The organism is Acinetobacter sp. NEB149 (assembly GCF_012516415.1).
GTDB classification, from domain to species: domain Bacteria; phylum Pseudomonadota; class Gammaproteobacteria; order Pseudomonadales; family Moraxellaceae; genus Acinetobacter; species Acinetobacter lwoffii_V.
In genome coordinates this window covers 2,510,062-2,534,682 of the sequence record NZ_CP051208.1, presented here as the reverse complement: position 1 = coordinate 2,534,682, position 24,621 = coordinate 2,510,062, and the positions used below count along the sequence as shown (strand labels likewise).

The window sequence follows — 24,621 nt, the reverse complement described above, 5'->3', positions numbered from 1 at the left end:
GGGATGGGCGGTGATTAAGAATATTTTAATTGATCTGGATGGGACATTAACCGATCCGAAAGTGGGGATTACGACGTCTGCACGCTATGGTCTGGAAAAGATCGGTCATCCGATTAGTGACGAGATCAATATCGACTGGATTATTGGTCCGCCCTTAAAAGCCTCGCTTGCCAAAATTTTAAATGTTGAGGCCGATCATGTTCTGGCTGAACAGGCCTTGATGGGTTATCGGGAGCGCTTTGCAGTCAAGGGTCTCTATGAAAATCATGTTTTTGAGGGTGTAGCAGAAACGCTGGCAGAACTGAAACGCCGTGGTTATCGCTTGTTTGTCGCTACAGCAAAACCGACAGTGTATGCCAAACAGATTCTGGAACATTTTGATCTGGCCCAGTATTTTACCGACATTTATGGTAGTGAGCTGAATGGCGAGCGAACCAATAAAGCTGAGCTGATTCAGTATATTTTAGAGCAGCAAAAATTACAGGCCGATCAATGCCTGATGGTGGGTGACCGTGAGCATGACATTTTTGGTGCCCGTCAAAATGGTATTGATACTATTGCGGTAAATTATGGTTATGGTAGTCAGGAAGAGTTAGCACTGGCACAGCCTAAATATCAAATAGACCGCTTTAATCAGTTGCTAGATTATTTTAAATAAACCCTAATTTTTGCTTATTTTATTTGAGCTGATTTTTAGAGATATTTTGTCTATAAGCTGCTACATCTATACAGATCAATTCTCTTATTAGATGGTTATCTCAATAAAAATCCCACAGCGTGCGGAATTTTTGCTCTTGGACGAACATTTAAAGCGTCAAAAACCAGGTCGATGCCAACACCACCATAATGATGATCACCAGTAAAATGTTGATGATCGTCATTCGATGTTGGGGTGGAACTTTGGCTTTGGTCAGTGCATTTCCTGCATGGTCAAACAGGATGACATTTTGCACGCTACTTTCATAACCCAGTTCGAGTAACGCGCGCTTTTCAACTTCGGTTAAACCGTCTTCAGGCAGATCCATAATTTGCAGCAGCGCTATAGAGCTAAATAGTTTCTTCATCACTGACGAGGGTAACAGTTGTTTCAGCGTCACCGCGGCTGCATCAAAGTCGGCAATAATACTCTGCGGATGGGCATAAGGCACATCAGGTAGTAAGGTATGCGTAATCGTGCCATCTATATTCATCAGCTGCATTTTATCTTTATAGATTTGCACCCATACAGCATCTGGAAATTTCACTAATTGATCTTGCAGCATGGAGAAAGTCTGATTTTGCTGATATTTAGTCATTAAATAATCGATAACCAAATCCCGTATCAAGACGGGATTTGTAAGGTTCAGTTATTTGGCAGGAGCACCATATTCATTGTTTTGTTGCTTGGTTTCAGTTGCCCACCACCAGATCAGTACCAGTATACCAATCACGGTAAGTGTCAGTAATTGCCACCAACCAGAGCGTCCTACATCATGCAAGCGACGCGCACCAACGGCCAGACTTGGGACTAGAAGTGCAAGATTAAGCAGGCTATTTAACAGCGGTTTAGTGCCTAAAACTGTATCAATTACCTCAGCAACAATGCCTAAAATTACACAAAACAGCATAAAGAACCAAAATTCTTTACGGCGTGCGCGGCCGGAAAAGTTTGCATAGTTGGTCAGACATTTTACAAACCAGTCAATGCTGCTGTAATTTTCCTCGGCCTGATCCAGATTTGAATATTTGCCGAGCTGACTGGAAATTTTGGTGGTGTTTCAAAAAGTATGCTGAAAAAAACAATATGGCTTTTGATAAAATAGAGGTATGAAAATAACGCTACAAATCAAATGTCCTACCTGTCTAAGTAACAATATAAAGAGAAATGGCATCAAAGTAGATGGGAAACAAAACCATCAGTGCAAAGATTGCAAACGTCAATTTATTGGTGATCATGCATTAAGCTATCAAGGGTGTAACTCAGGTATTACCGGCAAGATATTACATTTAATGGTCAGAGGAAGCGGTGTAAGAGATATTGCTGAAGTCGAGCGTATCAGCATTGGCAAGGTATTACGAACCTTAAGTGAATCGATCTATCAGATTCAGCCTAAACAAAGCCACTACGAATGTCTTGAAGTCGATGAACTTTGGACTTTTGTAGGGAATAAGCAAAATAAACAATGGCTTATTTATGCCTACCATCGAGAATCTGGAGAAATTGTTGCTTATGTTTGGGGTAAGCGGGATTTAGCAACGGTTCAACGTCTTAAAGCTAGACTTAAAAAGCTTGGGGTTCAATATGCTCGAATTGCGAGTGATCATTGGGATAGTTTTATCACAGCATTTCAATGTTGCAAGCAAGTGATTGGTAAGTTTTTTACCGTCGGTATTGAAGGTAACAATTGTAGAATTCGTCATCGAATCAGGCGTGGATTTAGGAGAAGTTGCAACTTTTCTAAAAAGCTCGAAAATCATTTTAAAGCCTTTGATTTGACTTTCTTTTACCTTAATAACGGATTTGTTTAACGCCAGCATACTTTTTGAAACACCACCAAAATCTTTATGCAACAAAGCCCCATCAACCATTAAATCCGTATACCCCATTTTTTGACATATTAGATTTTTGATGTGGGGAAATATTACATTTGAGACTATTTAAAAATTTTCTCTGTACACGACAAATTTCACAGAACCCTTATCCTATCAGGGTTCTGCCTTCTTAAAATTGCCAAAATTTCCTTAAACTCTTCTTTTTTCCCAAAACCAATTAAACGCTGAATCGCCATTTGAACATAGTCTAAACCATAGCGAAATAAACTCATTGAGAGTCGTCCATGCTTCTTTATTTTTATCACTTTTTTTTGATCATGTTGCCATTCACCCGTTAAGTAACACCAACAGAAGCTTATAGCTAACACCGCAATCAATTTTTTCACTCGTCTAGCGTCTGTCAAGCGCGTATTTTCAAGATTAAACCCGCGTCCTTTGAGACAACTGAATAAGGTAGGACTTACGCATTGACGGATTCAAAAAAGTATTAAAATAGTTTATAAAGTATCTGTGATCAGACGAACTAAACATGCTTCTACAGCAACTTGTACATTACCCATTTATATGGGCTTTCTCATGACAGAACCGAACTCTATTAGCTGCACACAACTTGCCGAGACTTATAATATCTCGCATGATAGTGTAAATCGCTTTCTAGAGCGTGAAGACTACACACCTCACGACCTATATCAAGAAGCAATTCAACATATTGATAATAATAAACTTATAGTCAGTATTGATGATACTGTTTTAGATAAACCATATAGTCAACATATGGACTTGGTTAGCTATTTTTGGTCAGGCAAACACCACCGATCCGTCAAGGGGATTAATCTCATTACCTTGTATGCGACAGATCAGAATGGTCAAAATATTCCAATTAATTTCCGAATTTATGACAAATCTGAGGGTAAAACCAAGAATGATTACTTTATGGATATGTTAAGTGAAGTACTTAGTTGGGGTGCAAAGATTCAATTTATTACAGGTGATAGTTGGTATTCATCGACTGCAAATCTAAAAACCATAAGAAAACATGGTATTCGATTTATGTTTGGTATCGACTGTAACCGTAAGGTTTCCCCTGAAAAAGGACAATGGTTTCAACTGCGTTTATTGCCGAATTTCCATCAGGGTCAAGTGGTCTGGCTCAAAGATTTTGGCTTTGTACAATTATTTAAGACTCAGTTAAAAGAACAGCAGAGGTTTTATATTGTGTATCAAGATGAAGATGATTTATTGTCCTTTGAGGGTTTTCATGAATTACATTCAAGTCATTGGAAAATAGAACAATATCACCGAGTGATTAAACAGGTTTGTCATATTGAAAAGTTTCAAGTAAGACGGTCTAAACTGATTTTGAATCATATTTTTTCAGCCTTAATGGCCTACGTTGAGATACAAAAGAACCAGTTTGAGGGGATCTTTGAAAATGTATATCGTTGGCAGAAGAAATTATTTAGACCAATGATCAAAAACTTCATTGATGACTTTATTCTCGATAAAAATCATCTGCTACCACAGAGAGTCTATAAATAACAGTGCGTAAGTCCTATAAGGTTTCAATTTCCCAGCGTAATGCATAATCCTCAATAGCATTGGCATTAAACTGAGGAGAAACGACGAGTAAAAGCTCTCCATTTTCTAACTGTAGTGCACTTATATATAGTTTCACCCGACCAACCAAAATCCGTCGTTTACGACATTCAATTTGACCAACTTGAAGATGGCGAAATAAATCACTAATTTTATGATTCTTTCCTAAATGATTGGTGACAATAAAGTTTTTTTAACACGAATGCAGAAGTTGATCTCTTGTTCAATTAACCATGTAAACCACTGCTCACCGATAAACTCTCTGTCTGCGAACACATTCACAATACAGTCTTTACCAAAAATGGATATGAAGCGTTGAATTAAAGCAATACGCTCTTTCGTATCTGAATTTCCCCGTTTATTAAGTAATGTCCAAACGATAGGTATCGCTATTCCACGATAAACGATCGCAAGCATCAGGATATTAATATTTCGTTTTCCCCATTTCCAATTGGTTCTATCTAAAGTCAGTTGGACTTTGTCGAATGAAAATATATTGAAAATCAACTGAGAAATTTGACGATAATCAAAATACTGACCTGCAAAGAAGCGCTGCATACGTCGATAAAATGATTGTGGTAAGCACTTGATGGGCAAGGCTTTAGATGCAGAAGAAAGATTACATGTTTGCTTTAAAATAATCACAAGCATGATGAGCGCAAAGCACTTTAAATGTGACTTGTTCCATTTTAGATATTTGTTTAAGATAAGATATAACTCATTGAGATGTGTCATAGTATTCGTCGTTAGAAAACAATTATTATGACATTATTTCAATGAGTTATCTATTTTTGTCGTGTACAGAGAAAAATTTTATACATCTATAAAAACTATTGATGGCTACAAGCTGATCATTTTATTTAATGAGAATTATTATTATCTTTTTGTATCTTTACTGAGCAATATTCCTTGTTAAACAAAATAAATTCAATGATTTAGTGTTGTTTTTCTAGGTTCTTTTATGGAATTGAAATAGTAAATGATAATAATTATCATTAGTTCTATCTTAACTACAAACTCCCTTGTACTTAAGATGTGTTTCAGGCCTAAAACATTTCGAAAAACAAATTAACTCTTTTGAAAGAGGATATCGGCAGATGCATTCACTTGCTAATCGGTTGGCGTTACAACATTTCGTCAATGCATATACGCAAGAAACTGGCAAAGGTCACTTGCTTCATAAAAGTCAGCAATCTCTTCAACTACAGACGTTTAGCCAAGGTTTGACGCTGTTATCAATACCGATTACCTCTATTCAAGCACGTTGCTTTTTCCCTTTATCTTATGTGAGCTGTGTGGGGCGACATCGCTTAGCAGATCTTCCGCAAATTATCATCGATGAAAAAATTAAGGTATTTAGTCCTGTAGCAATTGTTGGGTTGTTGCTAGAAGAACTTGTTCAAGAAGCCGCTGTTCGTCTAGATGCTGCTTCATTAGTTGAAAAATGGATTCAAAGTCGAGATGCGCTACAACAGTTTTTACAAAATCGTGAATATGAATTTGATGATTTAGTAAAAGCAGGGCAAAGCTTTATTGAAACAGAGCAAGCTTTGATTTTAGGGCATAGTATGCATCCCGCGCCAAAAAGTAGGACAGGCTTTGTTCATGAAGATTGGTTAAACTTTTCTCCTGAAAATAAAGGTAAGACTCAACTTCATTATTGGCTAGTGCACCAAGATTATATTGCAGAAGGTAGTGCGACTGATGAACCTATTTCAGCGCAATTAAAAACTGCGTTACAGTGGTATTTATCTGAAAGTGATCTCAATTTATTAAAGACACATGCGGAATATAAGTTACTTCCTTTACATCCATGGCAAGCGCGTTATTTACAGGGCAAAGCTTGGTTTGAACGATTAAAGCAAACAGGGCAACTGATTGATTTGGGCTTGCGTGGTTGGCAATTCTCTCCAACCACTTCCATACGCACATTAGCGAGCTTCAATGCACCTTGGATGATGAAGCCGTCACTTTCAGTGATGATTACCAATTCTATTCGAGTGAATTTGGCCAAAGAATGTCATCGTGGTGAATTGACACATCGTCTGTGGCATAGTGAGTTTGGGCAAAATATTCTTAAACAGTGTCCAAGTCTAAAAGCAGTCAATGATCCAGCTTGGATCGCTTTAAAAATCGATGATGAAGTGATCAATGAAAGTATTTGTATTTTCCGAGATCAACCATTCCATCCACAACAACAAGTCACTTGTATCGCATCTTTGTGCCAAGATCATCCGATCAAGCCTTTAAATCGTTTTAATGCCTTATTTGCAAAAATTGCGAAAGCCCATCCTGATGCTGAAGTTTCAGAGATTGCTTCAGATTGGTTTAATCGGTTCCTCGAAGTCAGTTTGCAGCCTTTGATGTATCTATACCATCGTTATGGTATGGCATTTGAGTCACATCAACAAAATGTATTATTAGAACTCGAAAACCATTTTCCTAAAACTTTATGGTTACGTGATAACCAAGGTTTTTATTATATTGAAGAATTTGCCACTGAAATTCTGCAAGCACTTCCTGAACTGAAAGAAAAAGCCTTTGCGGTAGGTCCGAAAGCTTTTGTTGATGAACGTTTTAGTTATTATTTCTTTGGCAATACTTTGTTCGGGATTATTAATGCCATCGGTGCAACAGGCTATATCACTGAAGATGAATTGTTAGCGCATCTAACTGGATTTTTAGAAGAGCAATTACAGCAATATCCTGAGAGTACCTTAATACAAGGACTACTGTTCAATTCAACGCTGCCTTATAAAGGCAACTTGCTGACACGTTTGCATGAATTAGACGAGTTGATCGCACCTGTAGAAAATCAATCTGTTTACGTGCAACTGCCAAATCCACTGCGTATTTCACAGAAGGATGTCAGTTATGCTTGATTTTATTGGAATTGGTCTAGGACCTTTTAATTTAAGTCTTGCTAGTTTGCTACAAAACAAAAGCTCACTCGATTACGTATTTTTTGAGCAAAAGGCGCAATTTGATTGGCATGCAGGTATGCAACTACCTAATACGGTATTACAAGTGCCATTTATGGCAGATTTAGTCTCGATGGTTGATCCAACCAGTCCATTTAGTTTTTTGAATTATCTGCGTCATCAGCAACGTTTGTATAAGTTTTACTTTTTAGAGCAGCCACATATTCCACGTTGTGAATACAACCACTATTGCCAATGGGTTGCAGAACAACTTGATTGTATCGAATACCAGTCGCAGGTTCTAAAGATTGAACCTCAAACGATAGGTTTTAAAGTAGTCGTTGAATCAAACGGTGTTCAGCAAAGTTATTTATGCCGTCATTTAGTGATTGGAAGTGGTAATGTGCCATATTTGCCTGAATGTTTGGCAAAGATTCAGAAAGTCCGTCCACAACAATGTCTGCATTCAGCACAGTATATGACGCATGCCGATACAGATTTACATGGCGATGTGGTCGTACTTGGTTCTGGACAATCTGCAGCTGAAGTGTTTATCGACTTATTTGATGAACAGCAAGATACTGTTAATCATCAGTTTGATTTGCATTGGTTTACTCGTTCTCAAGGTTTCTTCCCGATGGAGTATGCGCCATTAGGTTTGGAACATTTTAGTCCAGATTATGCACAGCATTTTTATGATTTGACTGCGCAGCAAAAGGAACAGCAGTTAAAGCAACAAGCCTTGTTATACAAGGGAATTAGTGCAAAAACCATTCGGGAAATTTATCAAAGACTTTATCACCGCAGTATTGCAGGTCAAAGCTTACAGACACATTTACATAGTCAATGTGATTTGAAAGATGCAGAAGCATTGGATACACAAAAAATCCGACTGCATTTCCAGCATCGTGCTACAGCTCAGTCTTTTCATCTCGACTGTGATTTTCTTGTAGCCGCGACGGGTTATTTCACGCCTGATTTTGGTTTTATGCAGTTGCTCAAGCCATACATCGAGTTTGATCATAAACAGCGTTGGCAGATTACAGACGACTATCGTGTTGTACATCGGCTGAATGGTCATATTTTTGTTCAAAATCAGGAAATGCATAGTCATGGTGTCGGCACACCTGATTTAGGTCTTGGTGCTTATCGTGCAGCAAAGATCATTAATCAATTGCTTGCTGAGCCTCTTTATGAATTAGGCAATCAAGCGCAGACATTCCAACACTTTAATCTCTCTCAAAATCCAAAAATTTGTATGGCAGATGACAAAGCACAATCAAACGAGTGCCTTTGCGAAAATTCTCCCAATAAAAACCATTCAATTTTCAAGAAAACAGAACAGAACGTGATGACGGCGCATCCTAATCGTCGTGGTGCAAACACACGTACACAAACTGCTTCTGTACATTCAACATATGAGAAACTGATATGAACTTTGCAACTTTAAAAATTAATCAGCAGCAATGGCGTGCCGCAGGACAACGTCTTATTGAAATGGCGATTGCAGAGTTTCTATACGAAGAAATTATTGAAGTTAAAGCATTGTCAGCAGGGCGTTATCGTTTAGATTTAGGCAATCGTCAGTATGAGTTTCAAGGAAATCAATATCTACTCGGACACTGGAATATTCAGGAAGCTTCGGTACGTGATGTGACTCATAGTCAGGAAAATGATCAACCTGCTTGGAACTTACATGAGTTTATTGTCGCAATGTCTGACAGTTCTAATGTTAAGCCATTTACCAAAGCGTATTTGATCAAAGAAATGAATAATACTTGGCTGGCAGAAGCACATTTGTTCAATGAAACACGTTTGCCAAGTATAGCGGTTTTGACAGAGCCACATTACAAAGTTGAAGGCATGCTACGTGGTCATCCTTGGCTCATCATGAGTAAAGGGCGTATGGGTTTTGGTTATGATGATTATTTAAGCGCTGCACCAGAGCTTTCACCTGAAGTTAAAGTGTTGTGGTTAGCCGTACATCGTGATTTAGCAGAGTATCGAAGTACTGAAGATTGGAGTGCCTGCGGTTTATATCAACATGAATTTGATGCCAATGAACTACAGCAGTTCATCAATATTCTCCAAGAAAAAAACCTAGATCCACAAAATTACTTTTTGATTCCCGTACATGCTTGGCAATGGCATCAATGGCTTGTTCCGACTTATGCCAATGAGATTGTGGATCAGAAAATTATTGAGTTAAATATCAGCCAAGATAGCTATGTGCCGATGCAATCAATCCGCACATTATGCAATACGTCAAACCTACAACGCCATTACATTAAGTTGCCTGTCAGTATTTTTAATACCGCTGTTTATCGTGGATTACCCTCAAAGCGTAATCTAGCAGCTCCAGCAGTGACCGCATGGTTAAAAAGAATTCATCAACAAGATCAAGACTTACAAAATACAGGTGTGATTTTCTTAGGTGAAGTTGCGACTTTAACTATCCATCAGCCGTGTTTTGACCGCATTGACGGTGCACCGTATCAATTTAAAGAGCTGTTCGGTTGTTTATGGCGTGAAAGTGTTGATCGTTATGTTGATCCATCTCATCAAGTGTTATCTCAAGCAGCATTGTTACACCGTGATATTTCAGGTCAATCGATCCTGAGCGTGTTGATCCAAGCATCAGGTTTAAGTCCTTTGGATTGGTTAGCACAATTTGCTCAAGTAAGCATGAGTCCATTATTACTTTGCTTATATCGTTATGGTTTAGCATTTTCACCACACGGTGAGAACACAATGTTGGTACATGAAAATGGTGTGCCGAAAGCAATGGTATTAAAAGACTTCATTGACGACATCAATTTAGTGGATGAGGATTTTCCTGAGTTAACTCAGTTACCATCTGAAGCAGATTTATTACTCCGTCACGAAGCGACCGATCTAAGCCATTTTATTTTCACAGGTCTGTTCATGGTGCATTACCGTTATATCTGTAATGTGTTCTTGCAAGACTATCCTGAATATTCTGAGCTTGATTTTTGGCAGACCATTTCCAACACGATTGTTGAGTTTAACCAAAAACATCCAGAACTGGCTGAACGTGCTGATAAATTCGCCATGCTGCGTCCAAGTTACACCAAAATTTGTCTAAACCGTGTACGTCTATTTACCACAAGTTATAACGATGAAGCAGAACGTCCTGTTCCTGTCTTCCTTGATCCTATTGCAAATCCAGTTAGCCCAGAAACATTGAAAACATGGGCAGAACAACCACGCCAAGCTAAAGCGGGCTAATTTTATTCGTCATTTTATAGGTTCGATATGAAAACTATCTCTCAGCAATTACCAGATTATTTTGAATACTTTGAAGATGGTACACAGTACTACTTACGCCAAGTGCAATATCCACAGGATATTCCTTTATTACATCAATGGATGCATGAGCCACATGTAATTCCTCAGTGGCAGTTAAATAAATCGGAACTAGAGTTACAAGTTTACTTCGACAAAATGTTAGCAGATGACCATCACCGTTTATTAATCGTTGGAATTGATGGCAAAGATGTGGGCTATACCGAAATTTATGAAGGTAAACGAGATCGTTTAGGCCGTTATTACGATGGTGATGACAATGATCTCGGTTGGCATCTCCTGTTTGGTGACAAATCTGTGTTTGGCAAAGGCTTCTTGCGACCAACCATTCGGTTACTCAGCTTTTACATTTTTGAACATTCGAAAGCTAAAAAAATTGTGGGTGAGCCAGATCATACCGTTAAACCATATGCAGCAGTAGTGGCAGAGCTTTGTTATGAAAGCCAACGTTTAATACCGATGCCTGAAAAAACAGCGATGTTGTACTACTGCTTCAGAGAAACTTTCTATAACAAGTTTGGGGATTATTACCAAACATCACAACAACAGCTAGCTAATCAGCCAGCCAAACTCCTGAGTGTTACATGAGCTTATATATCAATGAAATGCATATCTTAGACATGCGCTTTGCGGCGAATGTCTCTGTTGCAGAATTTGAACAATGGTTAGCACGGATTCAGCACTATTTCGAACATCAGCGAAATTTTGTGTTGATCATGCAAACCGATGCAAATACAGAATTTCCGGAGGAATATAGAGCAATCCAAGGCAAATGGTATAAGCAATATAAACAAGATTTTTACCAATATTGTTTGGGTTTTGCTCGTATTGCTCAAGATGAAGAAGATCGTATTCGATTGGATACACCAGCTCTGCACAAAGCTTGGCATGTTCCATATTTTGTGAGCGTAGATAAAGCTGAAGCCACACAATGGGCTTTGCAGAGGTATTTATGAATCAAAATTCATTAAATATTCAGAAAGTCTCAGCCTTGAGCCTGAGTGTCGTGGTGGTTTTATATCTCGCGCATGCCTTACCACTGTATTTTTATAATGTGGCCTTACCTGCGATTCTGCGTCATCAAGGCGTAGATTTACGTTGGATTGGCATGTTGTCGCTGCTCTATATTCCTTGGGCATTCAAGTTTTTTTGGGCACCACTAATTGATCGTTTTTATTTCAAAAACTCGGTAAACGTAAAACTTGGCTTTTGTTTACGCAAATAGCTTTGGTGTTGGGGGTCGTTGCTTTGGCACTTACCCAATTCGATTACGGTCTTGGTGTATTTGTTATTGTCGGTTTATGGATTTCAACTTTTGCTGCAACTCAAGATATCGCAATTGATGGCTATACGGTCGAAACCTTTTCAGAATCTGAGTATCGACTAGGCAGTATGGCGCAAAGTATAGGTGTTGCGCTTGGCAGTATGGTTGGTGGAGCAGCAACTTTATGGCTGTATGAGCTTTATGGTTGGCAAACTGCACTGATTTCCTTAGCCGCTATGACAGCATTGACGATGTTGGCTATTTTCCAGATTAAAGAAAAATCAAATGTAGAGAAAATCTCAAAACAGCCGCCAAGTCTGATCCGTGCATTTAAACGTCCAGAAATGTTATGGGCATTAGCCTTGATCGTATGTTATCGAATTGTCGAAGCACCGGCTATGGCGATGCTGAATCCGATGCTGATTGATCAGAAATGGTCGTTGTCACAAATCGGCGTGCTGATGTCTGTAATAGGTGCAGGGATTGGATTATTAGCCGCTGTTTCAGCTGCATTTTTATTAAAAAAATAGCCGCAACACAATTGCTGATCTGGGCTGGTTGGGCACGCAGTTTGGTTTACGCCTTGTTGGGTGTTGCAGTTTTACTCAGTTGGTTGAATCAATGGCATTTACTTCTTGGTGGCTTTGTCATTGTCATTCTTGCCATCCGCTATATCGCAATGACAGCCTTATATGCACATTTCATGCAGACCAGCTCCAAAGAACAAGCTGGTACTGATTTTACGATTTTAGTTTGCTTCGAACTATTGGTTTATTTTATTGGCGGTGCAGTCTCAGGTTTCTTAGCCAAAGCATTTGGTTATGGAAACTTCTATCTCATTCTCGCAGTTTCATCTGTTTTAAGCGTGTTGCTTAGTCAACTGCTTATTCGCAAAGCAAAACAAACGCAACAACTCATCTAGGGGTCATTTATGAAAGTTCGTTCACTTTCGACATCATTAACACTGCTCAGCTTGGCGATCAGTACGCAACTTTATGCTCAAAATGTCGAGCAGACTTCAACCGTAAATCAACTGGCACCGATTGTTATGACAGCAACTCGCTCAGCTCAAAGTATCGCTGAGATTGCGGGAACTGTTTACAGTATTAGCCAAGAAGACATTGCAAAACAAGCTGCTGCTGGTAAAAGTACCGCAGATATTTTAGGACTGTTGGTTCCATCTTTAACACCAAGTTCAGGTACGACCAGTAACTATGGGATGACCATGCGTGGTCGTACAGTGCAATATATGATTGATGGTGTTCCGCAAACGGGCTCACGCGATAGTTCACGCCAATTAAATAGCATTAGCCCAGACATGATCGAACGTGTTGAAGTCGTGTCAGGTGCAAGTAGTATTTATGGTGCAGGTGCTACAGGTGGGATCATCAATATCATCACCAAAAGAGGTTCGGGTGATGGTGTAAATTTTGAAACCAAACTCGGCGTTACTTCAGGTGATAATTTCAAAAGTGATGCTTTAGCTTATGAAGCGTTTCAGTCTGCATCATTTAACCAAGGGGATTGGAGTGGTTTTATAGGTGCTAGCTATACACAACGCGGTGAAATTCAAGATAGTCGAGGTGATCGTGTAGGTCCAGAAGTTGCACAAACAGATCGTCAAGATACTGAAACTGTAGATGTGAATGGTCGTTTAAGCTGGCAGTTGGCAGATAAGCAAAAATTAAGTATCGGTGCGCAATACTATAACGATGAGCAGGACAGTGAATATGGCGCTGATTATGGTCCAGGCTTATCTGTTTTACTTCTAGGGGCAAAACCTAGTCAAAAAGCTGTAAAAGGTTTAGAGCTTGATACTCAACCACGTACTAAGCGCAGTGCAGTAAATGCACAATATGAAAATCAGGATTTTCTTGGTCAGACTGTAAATGCAGAGGCGTATTATCGTACTGAAAAAGGGCGATTCTTCCCAAGTGCAAATGCTTTAGCACATGCATCCATTCCAAGTGGAAGAACATTTATTGTTACCCAATCAGAAACAGATATTGATGTTTTTGGTGCTCGTTTAGCACTTCAAAGTAAACTCAATCTGGCAGAACGTGCATTAAATCTAACTTATGGTGTGGATTACGATAAGGAAAATGGCAAACAAACAGCACAACTTTATGATCTAAATACTTTTATCAGTAGTAATGGTCTAAAGTTTAAGCCCCTAAATAATTATGCTTTTGGTCCTGAGGTAGATACTGAAAAGCTTGGTTTCTTCTTACAAAGTCAATTTGAAGCAACTGATCGCTTAAATCTACAAGCAGGTATTCGTCATGAGCGCATCGATAGTGATGTTAAAGACTCAGTTCCATATTCTGAAGCAATGGTTGCCGATTTCGTTCCAACATACCAAGCTAAAACCTTAAAAGGTGGTTCAGTTAAGCATGATGCAACACTCTTTAATGTAAGCGCACTTTATCATTTAACTGATGCACAACAGGTGTTTGCAAATTTCTCGCAAGGTGCAAATTTACCTGATGTACAACGTATGCTAAGAGATGTCCCTGCAAACTTTGTCGTAAGTAACCAAACAATTGATCCAATCAAAGTAAATAGTTTTGAGCTGGGCTGGCGTCTACAAGATGATGCGTTAAGCACAGGGATCACTGCGTTTTATAACAAATCTGATAAGTCATTGAAATTTGGTCCTCCAAGTTTTGCAATTGAAGTTATTGATACAGATGAACGCGTGTATGGTATTGAAGGTAATGTCAAATATACCGTTTCAGATGATTGGAATGTAGGTGGGACTTTAGCTTATACACGTGGTCAGTTCAAAAACTCAAATGGTAAATGGCAAGAGTTAGATGCAATTCGTGTAGCACCTTTGAAAGCAACGGTTTATTCAGACTGGCAATTCAATGATGGTTTAGGTTTACGAGTACAAGCTTTGGCTATTGATGGTACGGATGAAGCACGTAAAGATGCGATTGCGAATGGTAGTACTCGTCCTCCAGCAGAAATCAAAGGTTTTGCAGTGATGGATGTGATTGCCAATGCAAAAGCAGGTCCAGGAACTTTAGGTTTTGGTGTATATAACGTGTGGAATACGGACTATAAGTCTGTTTATAGCCAAGCAGTTTCAACGGTTTACGGCGATATTTCGAGCTTGGCTGCTCAAGGTCGTACCTATGGTTTGAGCTACACTCTCAAGTACTAATCTTATCCAGAAGGCATCTTTTAGATGCCTTTTCTTTTGATGAATACTACCTATGCAACAAAATTTTAAATTATTGGCTTGGGCAACTCTAGCCAACGGTACTTGTTTTTCAATGATTTTACCTTTACTTGCCCCATTAATTCGTGAGCTTGGCTTAACAGAAGTACAGGGCGGAGTAATTGTTTCAGCGGGTGCAATTTGTATGGCGATTGCATCTATTCTGATTGCCAGAGGGGAAAAAATACAGACTCCTTATCAATTAATGAATTATGGTTTCTGGGGCATGACCATTACTTGGGCTATATTTACAGCGATTCTTTATTGGGGAATACAACAAACATTACCCGTAATGATAGTTTTTGCTTTGTTGGTGATTAGTCGAGCAAGTACTGGTGGTTTTATGGCTATGCCACAAATAGGTCTACAAAGTTATGTCATGCAACATGTCACAGAGGAACAACAACGCAGTCAAAAAATGGCAATGTATGGTGCGATGAATAGTTTAGGTATGATCGTCGGCCCATTTCTAACTTCAGTGTTATTGTTCGGTGGAATTTTATTGCCAATGTGGATTGCAGTTATTTTATTGGTGATTTTTAGTTTGATTATCACAATGTATTTTAAACATGATGAGGGTAAACAAAACACAATATTGGATCAAAAACAGCCTGTAAAAATAGAGCATTCATTTTCATTAAAACCAGCTATTCCTTGGCTTATTTTAGGATTTACTACCTATATGGCTATCGTGACGCTCAATATGACGGCAGGTTTTTATATTCAAGACCATTTTCATTTAAGCTCACAACAAAGTGCGATTTATTTTTCCCAATGTATGCTCATTGTTGGTTTTAGCTTAGTGATTACTCAGATCCTGATTGTAAAAGTACTTCATTTAAAACTGAAAGCTTTGGTATTGGTGGGTACGTTTAGCATGGTTATTGGACTCATCCTATCTTTAAGTGCAATCCATATTTGGATGTTTCAAATAAGTTATTTATTTTATGGGGTCGGAGTGGCAAGCCTTTTGCCTGCATTTACCACAGGGGCGGCTCAATCTGTTACGCAAGCTGCTCAAGTCAAAATGGCAAGTATTTGTACAGCTACTCAAGCGATTGGTCTCATTGTGGCGCCTTTACTGAGCACTTTTCTATATCAGTTCGGCATTCACTTACCTTTTTATTTACTCTTAATATTGATGGTCACAGTGGCGGTCTACTTGTTGATCATATCCTATTCAAATCAGAATACGATGATAAGCAATAAGGTTAACTCCTAAATCAAATATGCTTGAAAGACAGAGAATATTAAATTTTTATGATTGCAGTCTCGTAATCAATTCTTAGATGATTATTTTTAGTTGGACGTTTGATCGTAAGCGTCCGCTGAACACACCTTATGAATTCATCCTATAAGCCTTAATTTAGTCCCCACTTAAAAACAAGTGGGGACTAAAATTTATGACTACAAATCACCAGACATCCATCGCATCTCTTGGTAAGCATCCGCTGAACGCCATCGCCAAGTTTTAACGGGGTTCAGGTTTCCAGCGGTGAGGTAGTAATTCTTCTATTTGGGGTACTTTATGTGTTGGCAACCTTTTCAGCACATCACTTAAATAGGCATACGGATCCAAGCCATTCAGCTTTGCTGACTGGATTAAAGTCATGATATTGGCAGCTCGTTGACCACTGCGCAGCGAACCTGCAAATAGCCAGTTCTTACGCCCCAAGGCCCAGGGACGCATTTGGTTCTCTATCCAATTATTGTCAATGGGTAGATTGCCATCATCCAGATAGCGGCTTAAAGCAGTCCAACGTTTTAGGCTGTAATTGATCGCCCGGGCGGTTGGAGAACTCGATGGCACCGTCAGCTGATGTTGGTTGAGCCATTCATATAGTTGTTGCATGACCGGTTGACTATGCTGTTGTCGGTATTCGCAGCGGTCTTCCGCTGTACCATCCGTCTTTTTTCTTAATTCTGCTTCTATCGTATATAATTTCTGAATCAGCACTAATGCCTGTTCAGCGACCTGACTTTTCCCGGTCACATGCAGTTCATGGAATTTACGACGTGCATGGGCCATGCAGCCCACCTCAATCACCTGGCCTGATTTAAAACGTGCTTTATAACCACTGTAATCATCACAGACTAGATAGCCCTGCCAGCCTTTCAGGAAGTCTTCAGCATGCTGGCCAGAACGGCTATCTTGAAAGTCATAGATCACTGCCTGAACTGGATTGTACTGTGTGCTGGCATAGGCCCAGACATAACCTTTTTTGGGCTTTTTCTCATTTTCACCCATCTGCATGACCGTCACCGGTGTTTCATCTGCATGGATCACCTGCTGTTGCAGTACCACCTGTTTTAAGGCATTGGCCAGAGGTTCCAGTTCCACCCCACAGCGGCCAATCCAGTCAGATAACGTTGATCTAGACAGATCAACACCTGCGCGTAGAAAGATTTGACGTTGACGGTACAAAGGCAAATGATCGGCATACTTTGACACCAGCACATGGCTAAGCAATTCAGGTGAAGCAATGCCTTTATCAATCACATAGGCTGGCATCGCTTGCTGAGTCAGAGTGTCACACTGATCACAGACCCATTTACCACGCACATGCTGTTCCTTATAGAACTGTGCCGGTCTGAAATTCAGTTTTTCACTGACATCTTCACCGATACGACGCAAGGTACAGCCACAACTGCATTGTGTTGATTCAGGTTCATGCTCAATACGGAGGGTGTGTAGATGATCTGGCAACAGCCGACGTTTAGGTTTGTTGACTGGGGCTTTCTGTGCAGCTGCATTGGTTTTATCTGCATTCAGTCGTTCCAGTTCCAGATCAACCGCTGCAATATCTTCTTCAACCGCTTCATCCCAGAGATGGATTTGTTTTGCGGTTAGATGTTCGTTTTTACTGCCGAATTTATGCTGTTTAAATAGTGCAAGCTCATGCTCGTATTTTTGATTGAGAATAGAGAGATGTTGGTTGCATGCTTCCAGATGTTGAACTTTGGCATCTAATTGCTGATTTGATTGTGCCAAAGACTGATGCTGCATCGCTAATTGCCGGGTAAATTCCAGCAGTTGCTCATGGGTCAGTTGGTTTAAATCAGGCAGCGTTTTCATGACCGCAGTATGCCTGAGGTCATGATGCAGAGGAAATAGAACGTTTGGAGAATAGCAGAATGGATGAGCCTGGTTTAGAGCATTGTTACCACTTGCTGCAGTCCGATTCTTTGCCAGGGCAAACCCTGGATCAGTGCCTGTAACTGCTCCGGGCTGATCGCCATACTTTCACCCTGGTGAACTTTAGCCCAGTGGAATTTCCCCTGTTCCAGCCGCCGGGCACACAGCCAGATACCCAGTCCATCATGCACCAGCACTTTCATACGATGGCCACGCTTATTACAGAACAGGTAAGCGCAATGCGGTTTGATGTAGCCAAAGGCTCTCAGCACCTGAGCCATGGCTGTATCCATCCCTGCACGCATGTCCATCGGCTGGGTAGACAACCAGATCTCATCAATACGAATCATTGAGTCAAACCCTGGATCAGCAACAGTAATTCAGTTACTGACTCCACCGGCCAGTCGATCTCGATCATCTGATCCCTTGCGGAACTTGGTGCCTCATGTAATGGAATCCTGATATGAGCGACAGCTTTCTTCTCTGGCACAGGTGGTAGAGGTGCTTCTTGTTTGACTGGAGTCGGGTGAAGAATGACCGGAAGAAAGTCAGTCTGTGGAATGGATGGGGTTTTTAATGCAGGGGGCATTGATCTGGACTGACGAATCCATTTATGTAGCAGATTGGCATTGATCTGATGTTGCATTGCTACCTTGGCCACTGATGTATCTGGCTGCTGGCATTGCTGAATAAGTTGATGTTTAAATTCAGCTGTGAAGGTTCGACGGGGCTTTTTTAGCGTTGGTGCACTGTCTATAACTGTCTTTAAATCCATAAATAGGTGTCCACTTAAATTTAAGTGGACACTATCGCGGTATTAATGAGTTAGAAAAAGTGGGGTTCAGCGGACGCTTACATCTCTTGCGAAAAAACGAAGAACATACAGTGCTGAATTTAAACAGCAGATCGTTCAGGCTTGTAAAGCACCAGACGTTTCAATTGCTTCAGTCGCTTTGCAACATGGATTGAATACAAATCTTGTATCCAAATGGATTCGCTTAATTGGTAAGCGTCCGCTGAATCCCATGCCTATTTTTTAATTTTGGTCGGATTTCCAGCGGTGTGGCAGTAATTCTTCTATTTGGGTCACTTTATGTGTCGGCAACCTTTTCAGCACATCACTGAGATAGGCATACGGATCCAACCCATTCAGCTTTGCTGACTGGATTAAAGTCATGATATTTGCCGCTCGCTGTCCACTGCGCAGCGAACCTGCAAACAACCAGTTCTTACGGCCCAATGCCCAGGGACGCATTGAGTTCTCTGCCCAGTTATTGTCAATGGGTAGATTGCCATCATCCAGATAGCGGCTTAAGGCTGGCCAACGCTTCAGAGTGTAATTGATGGCCTTGGCGGTTGGAGAACTCGATGGCACCGTCAGATAATGTTGGTTGAGCCATTCATACAGTTGTTGCATCACCGGTTGGCTGTGCTGTTGTCGGTATTCGCGGCGGTGTTCTGCTGTACTATCGGTCTTTTTCCTGAGTTCTGCTTCTATCGCATACAGTTTCTGAATCATCAGTAATGCCTGTTCAGCGATCTGACTTTTCCCAGTCACATGCAGTTCATGGAATTTACGACGCGCATGCGCCATGCAGCCCACCTCAATGACATCGCCTGATTTAAAGCGTGCTTTATAACCACTGTAATCATCACAGACCAGATGGCCCTGCCAGCCATTCAGGAACTCTTCTGCATGCTGACCTGAACGGCTATCCTGAAAGTCATAGATCACCGCTTGAACTGGATTGTACTGTGTAGTGGCATAGGCCCAGACATAACCTTTCTTCGGTTTTTTCTCATCATCACTCATCCGCATGATGGTGACCGGCGTTTCATCGGCATGGATCACCCGCTGTTGCAGCACCACCTCTTTTAAGGCATTGGCCAGAGGTTCCAGTTCCACACCGCAGCGACCTATCCAGTCAGATAAAGTTGATCTAGAAAGTTCGATTCCCGCCCGCTGATAGATCAGACGTTGACGGTACAGCGGTAAATGATCGGCATACTTCGATACCAGCACATGGCTGAGCAGTTCAGGTGAAGCAATGCCTTTATCAATCACATAGGCAGGCATCGCTTGCTGAGTCAGGGTGTCACACTGATCACAGACCCATTTGCCACGCACATGCTGTTCCTTATAGAACTGTGCCGGTCTGAAATGCAGTTTTTCACTGATATCTTCGCCGATACGACGTAACTGGCAGCCACAACTGCATTGGGTTGATGCTGGTTCATGCTCAATACGAATGGTGTGTAGATGATCGGGCAGCAGTCGACGTTTAGGTTTATTTGCTTTGGCTTTGTGTGTCGCTGCATCGGTTTTATCTGCATTTAATCGTTCTAATTCTAGATCAACGGCTGCAATATCTTCTTCGACCGCTTCATCCCAGAGATGGATTTGTTTTGCGGTGAGATGTTCGTTTTTACTGCCGAATTTGTGCTTTTTAAACAGCGCAAGTTCATGCTCGTATTTTTGATTGAGAATGGAAAGATGTTGAACTTGAGCATCTAATTGCTGATTGGATACTTCAAGATGCTGAACTTTGGTATCTAATTGTTGGTTTGATTTTTCTAATTCTTGATTTGATTGTGCCAGAGACTGATGCTGCATTGCCAACTGTCTGGTAAATTCCAGCAGTTGTTCATGGGTCAGTTGGCTTAAATCAGGCAGCGTATTCATGACCGCAGTATGCCTGAGGTCATGAGAAGAATGAAATAGAACGTTTGGAGAATAGCAGAATGGACCAAGCTAGTTTAGAGCATTGTGACCACTTGCTGTCGTCCAATGCGCTGCCAAGGCAAACCCTGGATCAGTGCCTGTAACTGTTCCGGGCTGAGGGCTACGCTTTCACCCTGGTGAACTTTAGCCCAGTGAAATTTGCCCTGTTCCAGCCGCCGGGCACACAGCCAGATCCCCAGTCCATCATGCACCAGTACTTTCATGCGATGGCCACGTTTATTACAGAACAGGTAAGCACAATGCGGTTTGATGTAGCCAAAGGCTCTCACCACCTGAGCCATGATAGTATCCATCCCTGCTCGCATATCCAGAGGTTGGGTAGAAAGCCAGATTTCATCGATACGGATCATGTTGCCAGTGCCTTGAGTAATTCTGCTAAAGCAGATATTTCTGATACTTGCCATTTCAAGCCAATTTCTGCTTTTGAGTGGGGTAAAGTAATTTGAACCTTTAACATGTCAGTAGGAGTAGGATCTAATGGTGCAGAGCAAGATAAGGCAATAAATGCAGGTTTATTCGGTAGTGGTGAGCGATCATTCCCTGGCTTAGCATCAATTAAGCGAATCCATTTGGATACAAGATTTGTATTCAATCCATGTTGCAAAGCGACTGAAGCAATTGAAACGTCCGGTGCTTTACAAGCCTGAACGATCTGCTGTTTAAATTCAGCACTGTATGTTCTTCGTTTTTTCGCAAGAGATGCGATGGATGTCTGGTGATTTGTAGTCATAAATTTTAGTCCCCACTTGTTTTTAAGTGGGGACTAAATTAAGGCTTATAGGATGAATTCAGAAGGTGTGTTCAGCGGACGCTTACCTTAATTGATGCTAAGCCAGGGAATGATCGCTCACCACTACCGAATAAACCTGCATTTATTGCCTTATCTTGCTCTGCACCATTAGATCCTACTCCTACTGACATGTTAAAGGTTCAAATTACTTTACCCCACTCAAAAGCAGAAATTGGCTTGAAATGGCAAGTATCAGAAATATCTGCTTTAGCAGAATTACTCAAGGCACTTGCAACATGATCCGCATTGATGAAATCTGGCTTTCTACCCAACCTCTGGATATGCGAGCAGGGATGGATACTGTCATGGCTCAGGTGGTGAGAGCCTTTGGCTACATCAAACCGCATTGTGCTTACCTGTTCTGTAATAAACGTGGACATCGCATGAAAGTGCTGGTACATGATGGATTGGGCATCTGGCTGTGTGCCCGGCGGCTGGAACAGGGCAAATTTCACTGGACTCAAGTTCACCAAGGTGAAACCGTGGCCCTCAGCCCGGAACAGTTACAGGCACTGATCCAGGGTTTGCCCTGGCAGCGCATTGGACGACAGCAGGTGGTGACGATGCTTTAAACCAGACTGTTCCATTCTGCTATTCTCCAAACGTTCTATTTCATTCTTCTCATGACCTCAGGCATACTGCGGTCATGAATACGCTGCCTGACTTAAGCCAACTGACCCATGAACAACTGCTGGAATTCACCAGGCAGTTGGCGCTGCAGCATCAGTCTCTAGCACAATCAAACCAGCAATTAGATGCCAAAGTTCAGCATCTTGAAGTAACCAATCAGCAATTAGATTCTAAAGTTCAACATCTTTCTATTCTCAATCAAAAATACGAGCATGAACTCGCACTATTTAAACAGCACAAATTCGGCAGTAAAAACGAACATCTCACTGCAAAACAAATCCACCTATGGGATGAAGCGGTCGAAGAAGATATTGCTGCTGTTGATCTGGAATTAGAACGATTAAATGCAGATAAAACCGATGCAGCGACACAGAAAGCCAAAACCAATAAACCTAAACGTCGACCACTGCCAGATCATCTACACACCATCCGTATTGAGCATGAACCTGCATCAACCCAATGCGCTTGTGGCTGCCAACTCCGTCGTATCGGCGAAGATATCAGTGAAAAACTGCATTTCAGACCGGCACAGTTCTATAAGGAACAGCATGTGCGTGGTAAATGGGTCTGTGATCAGTGCGACACTCTGACTCAGCAAGCGATGCCTGCCTATGTAATTGATAAAGGCATTGCTTCACCTGAATTGCTCAGCCATGTGCTGGTATCGAAGTATGCCGATCATTTGCCGCTGTACCGTCAACGTCTGATCTATCAGCGGGCGGGAATCGAACTTTCTAGATCAACGTTATCTGACTGGATAGGTCGCTGCGGAGTAGAACTCGAACCTCTGGCCAATGCCTTAAAAGAGGTGGTACTACAACAGCAGGTGCTGCATGCAAATGAAACACCAGTCACCATCATGCGGATGGGTGAGAATGAGAAAAAACCGAAGAAAGGTTATGTCTGGGCCTATGCCACTACACAGTACAATCCAGTTCAGGCGGTGATCTATGACTTTCAGGATAGTCGTTCAGGCGAGCATGCTGCAGAGTTCTTGAAAGGCTGGCAGGGCTATCTAGTCTGTGATGATTACAGTGGTTATAAAGCACGCTTTAAATCAGGCCAGGTCATAGAGGTGGGCTGCATGGCCCATGCACGTCGTAAATTCCATGAACTGCATGTGACCGGGAAAAGTCAGGTCGCTGAACAGGCATTGGTGCTGATTCAGAAACTGTATGCGATAGAAGCAGAACTCAGGAAAAAGACCGATGGTACAGCAGAACAGCGCCGCGAATACCGACAACAGCATAGTCAACCAGTGATGCAACAACTATATGAATGGCTCAACCAACATCATCTGACAGTGCCATCGAGTTCTCCCATTGCCAAGGCCATCAATTACACGCTGAAGCGTTGGCCAGCTTTAAGCCGCTATCTGGATGATGGCAATCTACCTATTTGCAATAATTGGGTCGAGAATCAGATGCGTCCCTGGGCGTTGGGGCGCAAGAACTGGCTGTTTGCTGGCTCGCTGCGCAGTGGTCAGCGAGCAGCAAACATCATGACGTTAATCCAGTCAGCAAAGCTGAATGGGCTGGATCCGTATGCCTATTTAAGTGATGTGCTGAAAAGGCTGCCGACGCATAAAGTGACCCAGATTGAAGAGTTACTGCCACACTGCTGGAAACCTGAACCGAATTAAAAAATAGGCATGGGGTTCAGCGGACGCTTACGGATCTTTAAAAATTCAAGATCAAACTTTGGATGTCTTTTGGAGCGAAGCTATTAGTCAGAAAAACTCAGATATTCTTGCCCAAAGTGTGTTTGGTTTAAGCCTTTATTCACTTCTTTCTCATTTAGATATATTAACTCACCGTTCTATTTTTAAAGAGATTGAGCCGATATGTTTAGGATGGTTTTTTCAAAAAAAATTAAACGCCAAAACTTTTGAGTGGCAAGAGGGTAAGATTACTAAGATAAGTAAGCATAAGGCTGTATGGACTAATCCTAGTCGTAGCTTATTGACTCTAATGGCCACTTTTGCTGCTTTAAATCTGGATGATGAAAGACCATCGACTTGCCATGGTTTAAATTTTTCAAACTATTTATTAAATTACACGGAAAGAAAAGAAAATTTTATAAAAAAAGCTAACGAAGGCTTTTCTATTACTTACACAGACTTTCTTTGGTTGCTTTCAGACACTGTTGAACGTGATGAAAGTGAAGTCGATAATTGCAAAAGGACTAGCCAAGAAACAATCAATATTTTGCTGAATAGAGAAACTGAGTATAAGCCCAATAACACTTTATTCTTATTGTGGATTGTCTACAGATTTTTTCAAAATGATTATGAATCTAGACCTGAAAACACGGCTTATATGCATGGGATTTACTATGAGTTTTGGGAGTTGTTTTCTAACTTTTATAAAAAGTCAGGTTCTAATACACTAACTAGTCAATGGCCGATGGATTTACAAAAACTCGCTCAACCACCGAGTAGTTGAGCGAGCTGTCAT

At 41.0% G+C, this 24,621-nt stretch carries 20 protein-coding genes and 5 pseudogenes; 15 read left to right on the top strand and 10 right to left on the bottom strand.

Translation table 11 applies throughout. The features are described 5' to 3' along the window. Positions 1–10: 10 nt before the first annotated feature. A complete protein-coding gene (locus tag HGD77_RS12135; RefSeq protein WP_004645903.1) occupies positions 11–658 on the top strand; it encodes an HAD family hydrolase in 648 nt (215 codons plus the stop codon). 148 nt (positions 659–806) lie between these two features. On the opposite strand, the gene HGD77_RS12130 is transcribed toward HGD77_RS12135, so the two are convergent. Beyond that, a complete protein-coding gene (locus HGD77_RS12130; RefSeq protein WP_168731002.1) occupies positions 807–1,322 on the bottom strand; it encodes a hypothetical protein in 516 nt (171 codons plus the stop codon). Positions 1,323–1,346: 24 nt separating this feature from the next. Further along, a pseudogene (locus HGD77_RS12125) lies at positions 1,347–1,748 on the bottom strand (DUF805 domain-containing protein); the annotation flags it as partial. Positions 1,749–1,806: 58 nt separating this feature from the next. Here HGD77_RS12125 and HGD77_RS12120 point away from each other — a divergent pair. Further along, positions 1,807–2,508: an IS1 family transposase gene (locus tag HGD77_RS12120; protein WP_004730370.1), complete on the top strand. Its 702-nt coding sequence runs from the start codon at positions 1,807–1,809 to the stop codon at positions 2,506–2,508. 158 nt (positions 2,509–2,666) lie between these two features. On the opposite strand, the pseudogene HGD77_RS12115 reads toward HGD77_RS12120, so the two are convergent. Beyond that, positions 2,667–2,987, bottom strand: a pseudogene (locus HGD77_RS12115) (IS4 family transposase); the annotation flags it as partial. A gap of 55 nt (positions 2,988–3,042) precedes the next feature. On the opposite strand from HGD77_RS12115, the gene HGD77_RS12110 reads away from it, so the two are divergent. After that, positions 3,043–4,071, top strand: a complete 1,029-nt coding sequence (locus HGD77_RS12110) for a transposase (RefSeq protein WP_080591915.1) — start codon at positions 3,043–3,045, stop codon at positions 4,069–4,071. Positions 4,072–4,087: 16 nt separating this feature from the next. Here the strand turns inward: HGD77_RS12110 and HGD77_RS12105 are convergent. Then, positions 4,088–4,863 (bottom strand): annotated as a pseudogene (locus tag HGD77_RS12105) (IS4 family transposase); the annotation flags it as partial. A gap of 362 nt (positions 4,864–5,225) precedes the next feature. Between HGD77_RS12105 and acbA the strand changes: the two are divergent. The 8 genes and pseudogenes from acbA (at position 5,226) to actD (ending at position 16,088) form a co-directional block, all read left to right on the top strand. Then, on the top strand, positions 5,226–7,010 hold the full coding sequence (gene acbA / locus HGD77_RS12100; RefSeq protein ID WP_005263615.1) for an acinetoferrin biosynthesis protein AcbA: 1,785 nt from the start codon (positions 5,226–5,228) through the stop codon (positions 7,008–7,010). Next, positions 7,003–8,484 carry an acinetoferrin biosynthesis monooxygenase AcbB gene (acbB, locus tag HGD77_RS12095; RefSeq protein ID WP_004814635.1) on the top strand — a complete coding sequence of 494 codons (1,482 nt, stop codon included), beginning with the start codon at positions 7,003–7,005 and terminating at the stop codon, positions 8,482–8,484. Before acbA ends, acbB begins: the two co-directional genes overlap by 8 nt. Further along, entirely contained in the window at positions 8,481–10,298 is a 1,818-nt protein-coding gene (gene acbC / locus HGD77_RS12090; RefSeq protein WP_004281756.1) for an acinetoferrin biosynthesis protein AcbC, read from the top strand. The genes acbB and acbC overlap by 4 nt, the downstream gene beginning before the upstream one ends. 27 nt (positions 10,299–10,325) lie before the next feature. After that, complete coding sequence (gene acbD, locus HGD77_RS12085) at positions 10,326–10,964, top strand: acinetoferrin biosynthesis acetyltransferase AcbD (protein ID WP_004814638.1); 639 nt, start codon at positions 10,326–10,328, stop codon at positions 10,962–10,964. Further along, positions 10,961–11,332: a protein ActB gene (gene actB / locus HGD77_RS12080; RefSeq protein WP_004281762.1), complete on the top strand. Its 372-nt coding sequence runs from the start codon at positions 10,961–10,963 to the stop codon at positions 11,330–11,332. The genes acbD and actB overlap by 4 nt, the downstream gene beginning before the upstream one ends. Further along, positions 11,329–12,562 (top strand): annotated as a pseudogene (locus HGD77_RS12075) (MFS transporter). Before actB ends, HGD77_RS12075 begins: the two are co-directional and overlap by 4 nt. A gap of 9 nt (positions 12,563–12,571) precedes the next feature. After that, the gene (locus HGD77_RS12070) at positions 12,572–14,809 is read left to right on the top strand and encodes a TonB-dependent receptor (RefSeq protein WP_168730854.1); all 2,238 of its coding nucleotides are present in this window, start codon (positions 12,572–12,574) and stop codon (positions 14,807–14,809) included. 52 nt (positions 14,810–14,861) lie between these two features. Further along, positions 14,862–16,088 carry a putative acinetoferrin export transporter ActD gene (gene actD / locus HGD77_RS12065; protein ID WP_005180623.1) on the top strand — a complete coding sequence of 409 codons (1,227 nt, stop codon included), beginning with the start codon at positions 14,862–14,864 and terminating at the stop codon, positions 16,086–16,088. 249 nt (positions 16,089–16,337) lie between these two features. On the opposite strand, the gene tnpC (HGD77_RS12060) is transcribed toward actD, so the two are convergent. The 3 genes from tnpC (HGD77_RS12060) to tnpA (HGD77_RS12050) all read right to left on the bottom strand — a co-directional run bounded on the left by tnpC (HGD77_RS12060) (position 16,338) and on the right by tnpA (HGD77_RS12050) (position 18,777). Beyond that, entirely contained in the window at positions 16,338–17,942 is a 1,605-nt protein-coding gene (tnpC, locus tag HGD77_RS12060; protein ID WP_168730853.1) for an IS66 family transposase, read from the bottom strand. A gap of 74 nt (positions 17,943–18,016) precedes the next feature. Next, positions 18,017–18,352, bottom strand: coding sequence for an IS66 family insertion sequence element accessory protein TnpB (gene tnpB, locus HGD77_RS12055; protein ID WP_000618090.1), 336 nt, complete (start codon positions 18,350–18,352; stop codon positions 18,017–18,019). Continuing rightward, positions 18,349–18,777 (bottom strand): IS66-like element accessory protein TnpA, encoded by a 429-nt coding sequence (gene tnpA / locus HGD77_RS12050; RefSeq protein ID WP_000364662.1) that lies wholly within the window; start codon positions 18,775–18,777, stop codon positions 18,349–18,351. The genes tnpB (HGD77_RS12055) and tnpA (HGD77_RS12050) overlap by 4 nt, the downstream gene beginning before the upstream one ends. 85 nt (positions 18,778–18,862) lie before the next feature. On the opposite strand from tnpA (HGD77_RS12050), the pseudogene HGD77_RS12045 reads away from it, so the two are divergent. After that, positions 18,863–19,003, top strand: a pseudogene (locus tag HGD77_RS12045) (transposase); the annotation flags it as partial. A gap of 35 nt (positions 19,004–19,038) precedes the next feature. On the opposite strand, the gene tnpC (HGD77_RS12040) reads toward HGD77_RS12045, so the two are convergent. The 3 genes from tnpC (HGD77_RS12040) to tnpA (HGD77_RS12030) all read right to left on the bottom strand — a co-directional run bounded on the left by tnpC (HGD77_RS12040) (position 19,039) and on the right by tnpA (HGD77_RS12030) (position 21,475). Continuing rightward, entirely contained in the window at positions 19,039–20,685 is a 1,647-nt protein-coding gene (gene tnpC, locus HGD77_RS12040; RefSeq protein WP_168730852.1) for an IS66 family transposase, read from the bottom strand. A gap of 74 nt (positions 20,686–20,759) precedes the next feature. Beyond that, positions 20,760–21,095 (bottom strand): IS66 family insertion sequence element accessory protein TnpB, encoded by a 336-nt coding sequence (tnpB, locus tag HGD77_RS12035; protein ID WP_159373125.1) that lies wholly within the window; start codon positions 21,093–21,095, stop codon positions 20,760–20,762. Beyond that, positions 21,092–21,475 (bottom strand): IS66-like element accessory protein TnpA, encoded by a 384-nt coding sequence (gene tnpA / locus HGD77_RS12030; protein ID WP_004646130.1) that lies wholly within the window; start codon positions 21,473–21,475, stop codon positions 21,092–21,094. The genes tnpB (HGD77_RS12035) and tnpA (HGD77_RS12030) overlap by 4 nt, the downstream gene beginning before the upstream one ends. 296 nt (positions 21,476–21,771) lie before the next feature. Here tnpA (HGD77_RS12030) and tnpB (HGD77_RS12020) point away from each other — a divergent pair, with 296 nt between their 5' ends. The 3 genes from tnpB (HGD77_RS12020) to HGD77_RS17020 all read left to right on the top strand — a co-directional run bounded on the left by tnpB (HGD77_RS12020) (position 21,772) and on the right by HGD77_RS17020 (position 24,609). Further along, positions 21,772–22,107 (top strand): IS66 family insertion sequence element accessory protein TnpB, encoded by a 336-nt coding sequence (gene tnpB, locus HGD77_RS12020; RefSeq protein ID WP_005263609.1) that lies wholly within the window; start codon positions 21,772–21,774, stop codon positions 22,105–22,107. A 74-nt stretch (positions 22,108–22,181) separates the two neighbouring features. Next, complete coding sequence (gene tnpC, locus HGD77_RS12015; protein WP_005263607.1) at positions 22,182–23,807, top strand: IS66 family transposase; 1,626 nt, start codon at positions 22,182–22,184, stop codon at positions 23,805–23,807. A 58-nt stretch (positions 23,808–23,865) separates the two neighbouring features. Beyond that, positions 23,866–24,609 (top strand): hypothetical protein, encoded by a 744-nt coding sequence (locus tag HGD77_RS17020; RefSeq protein WP_228761437.1) that lies wholly within the window; start codon positions 23,866–23,868, stop codon positions 24,607–24,609. Positions 24,610–24,621 lie beyond the last annotated feature (12 nt).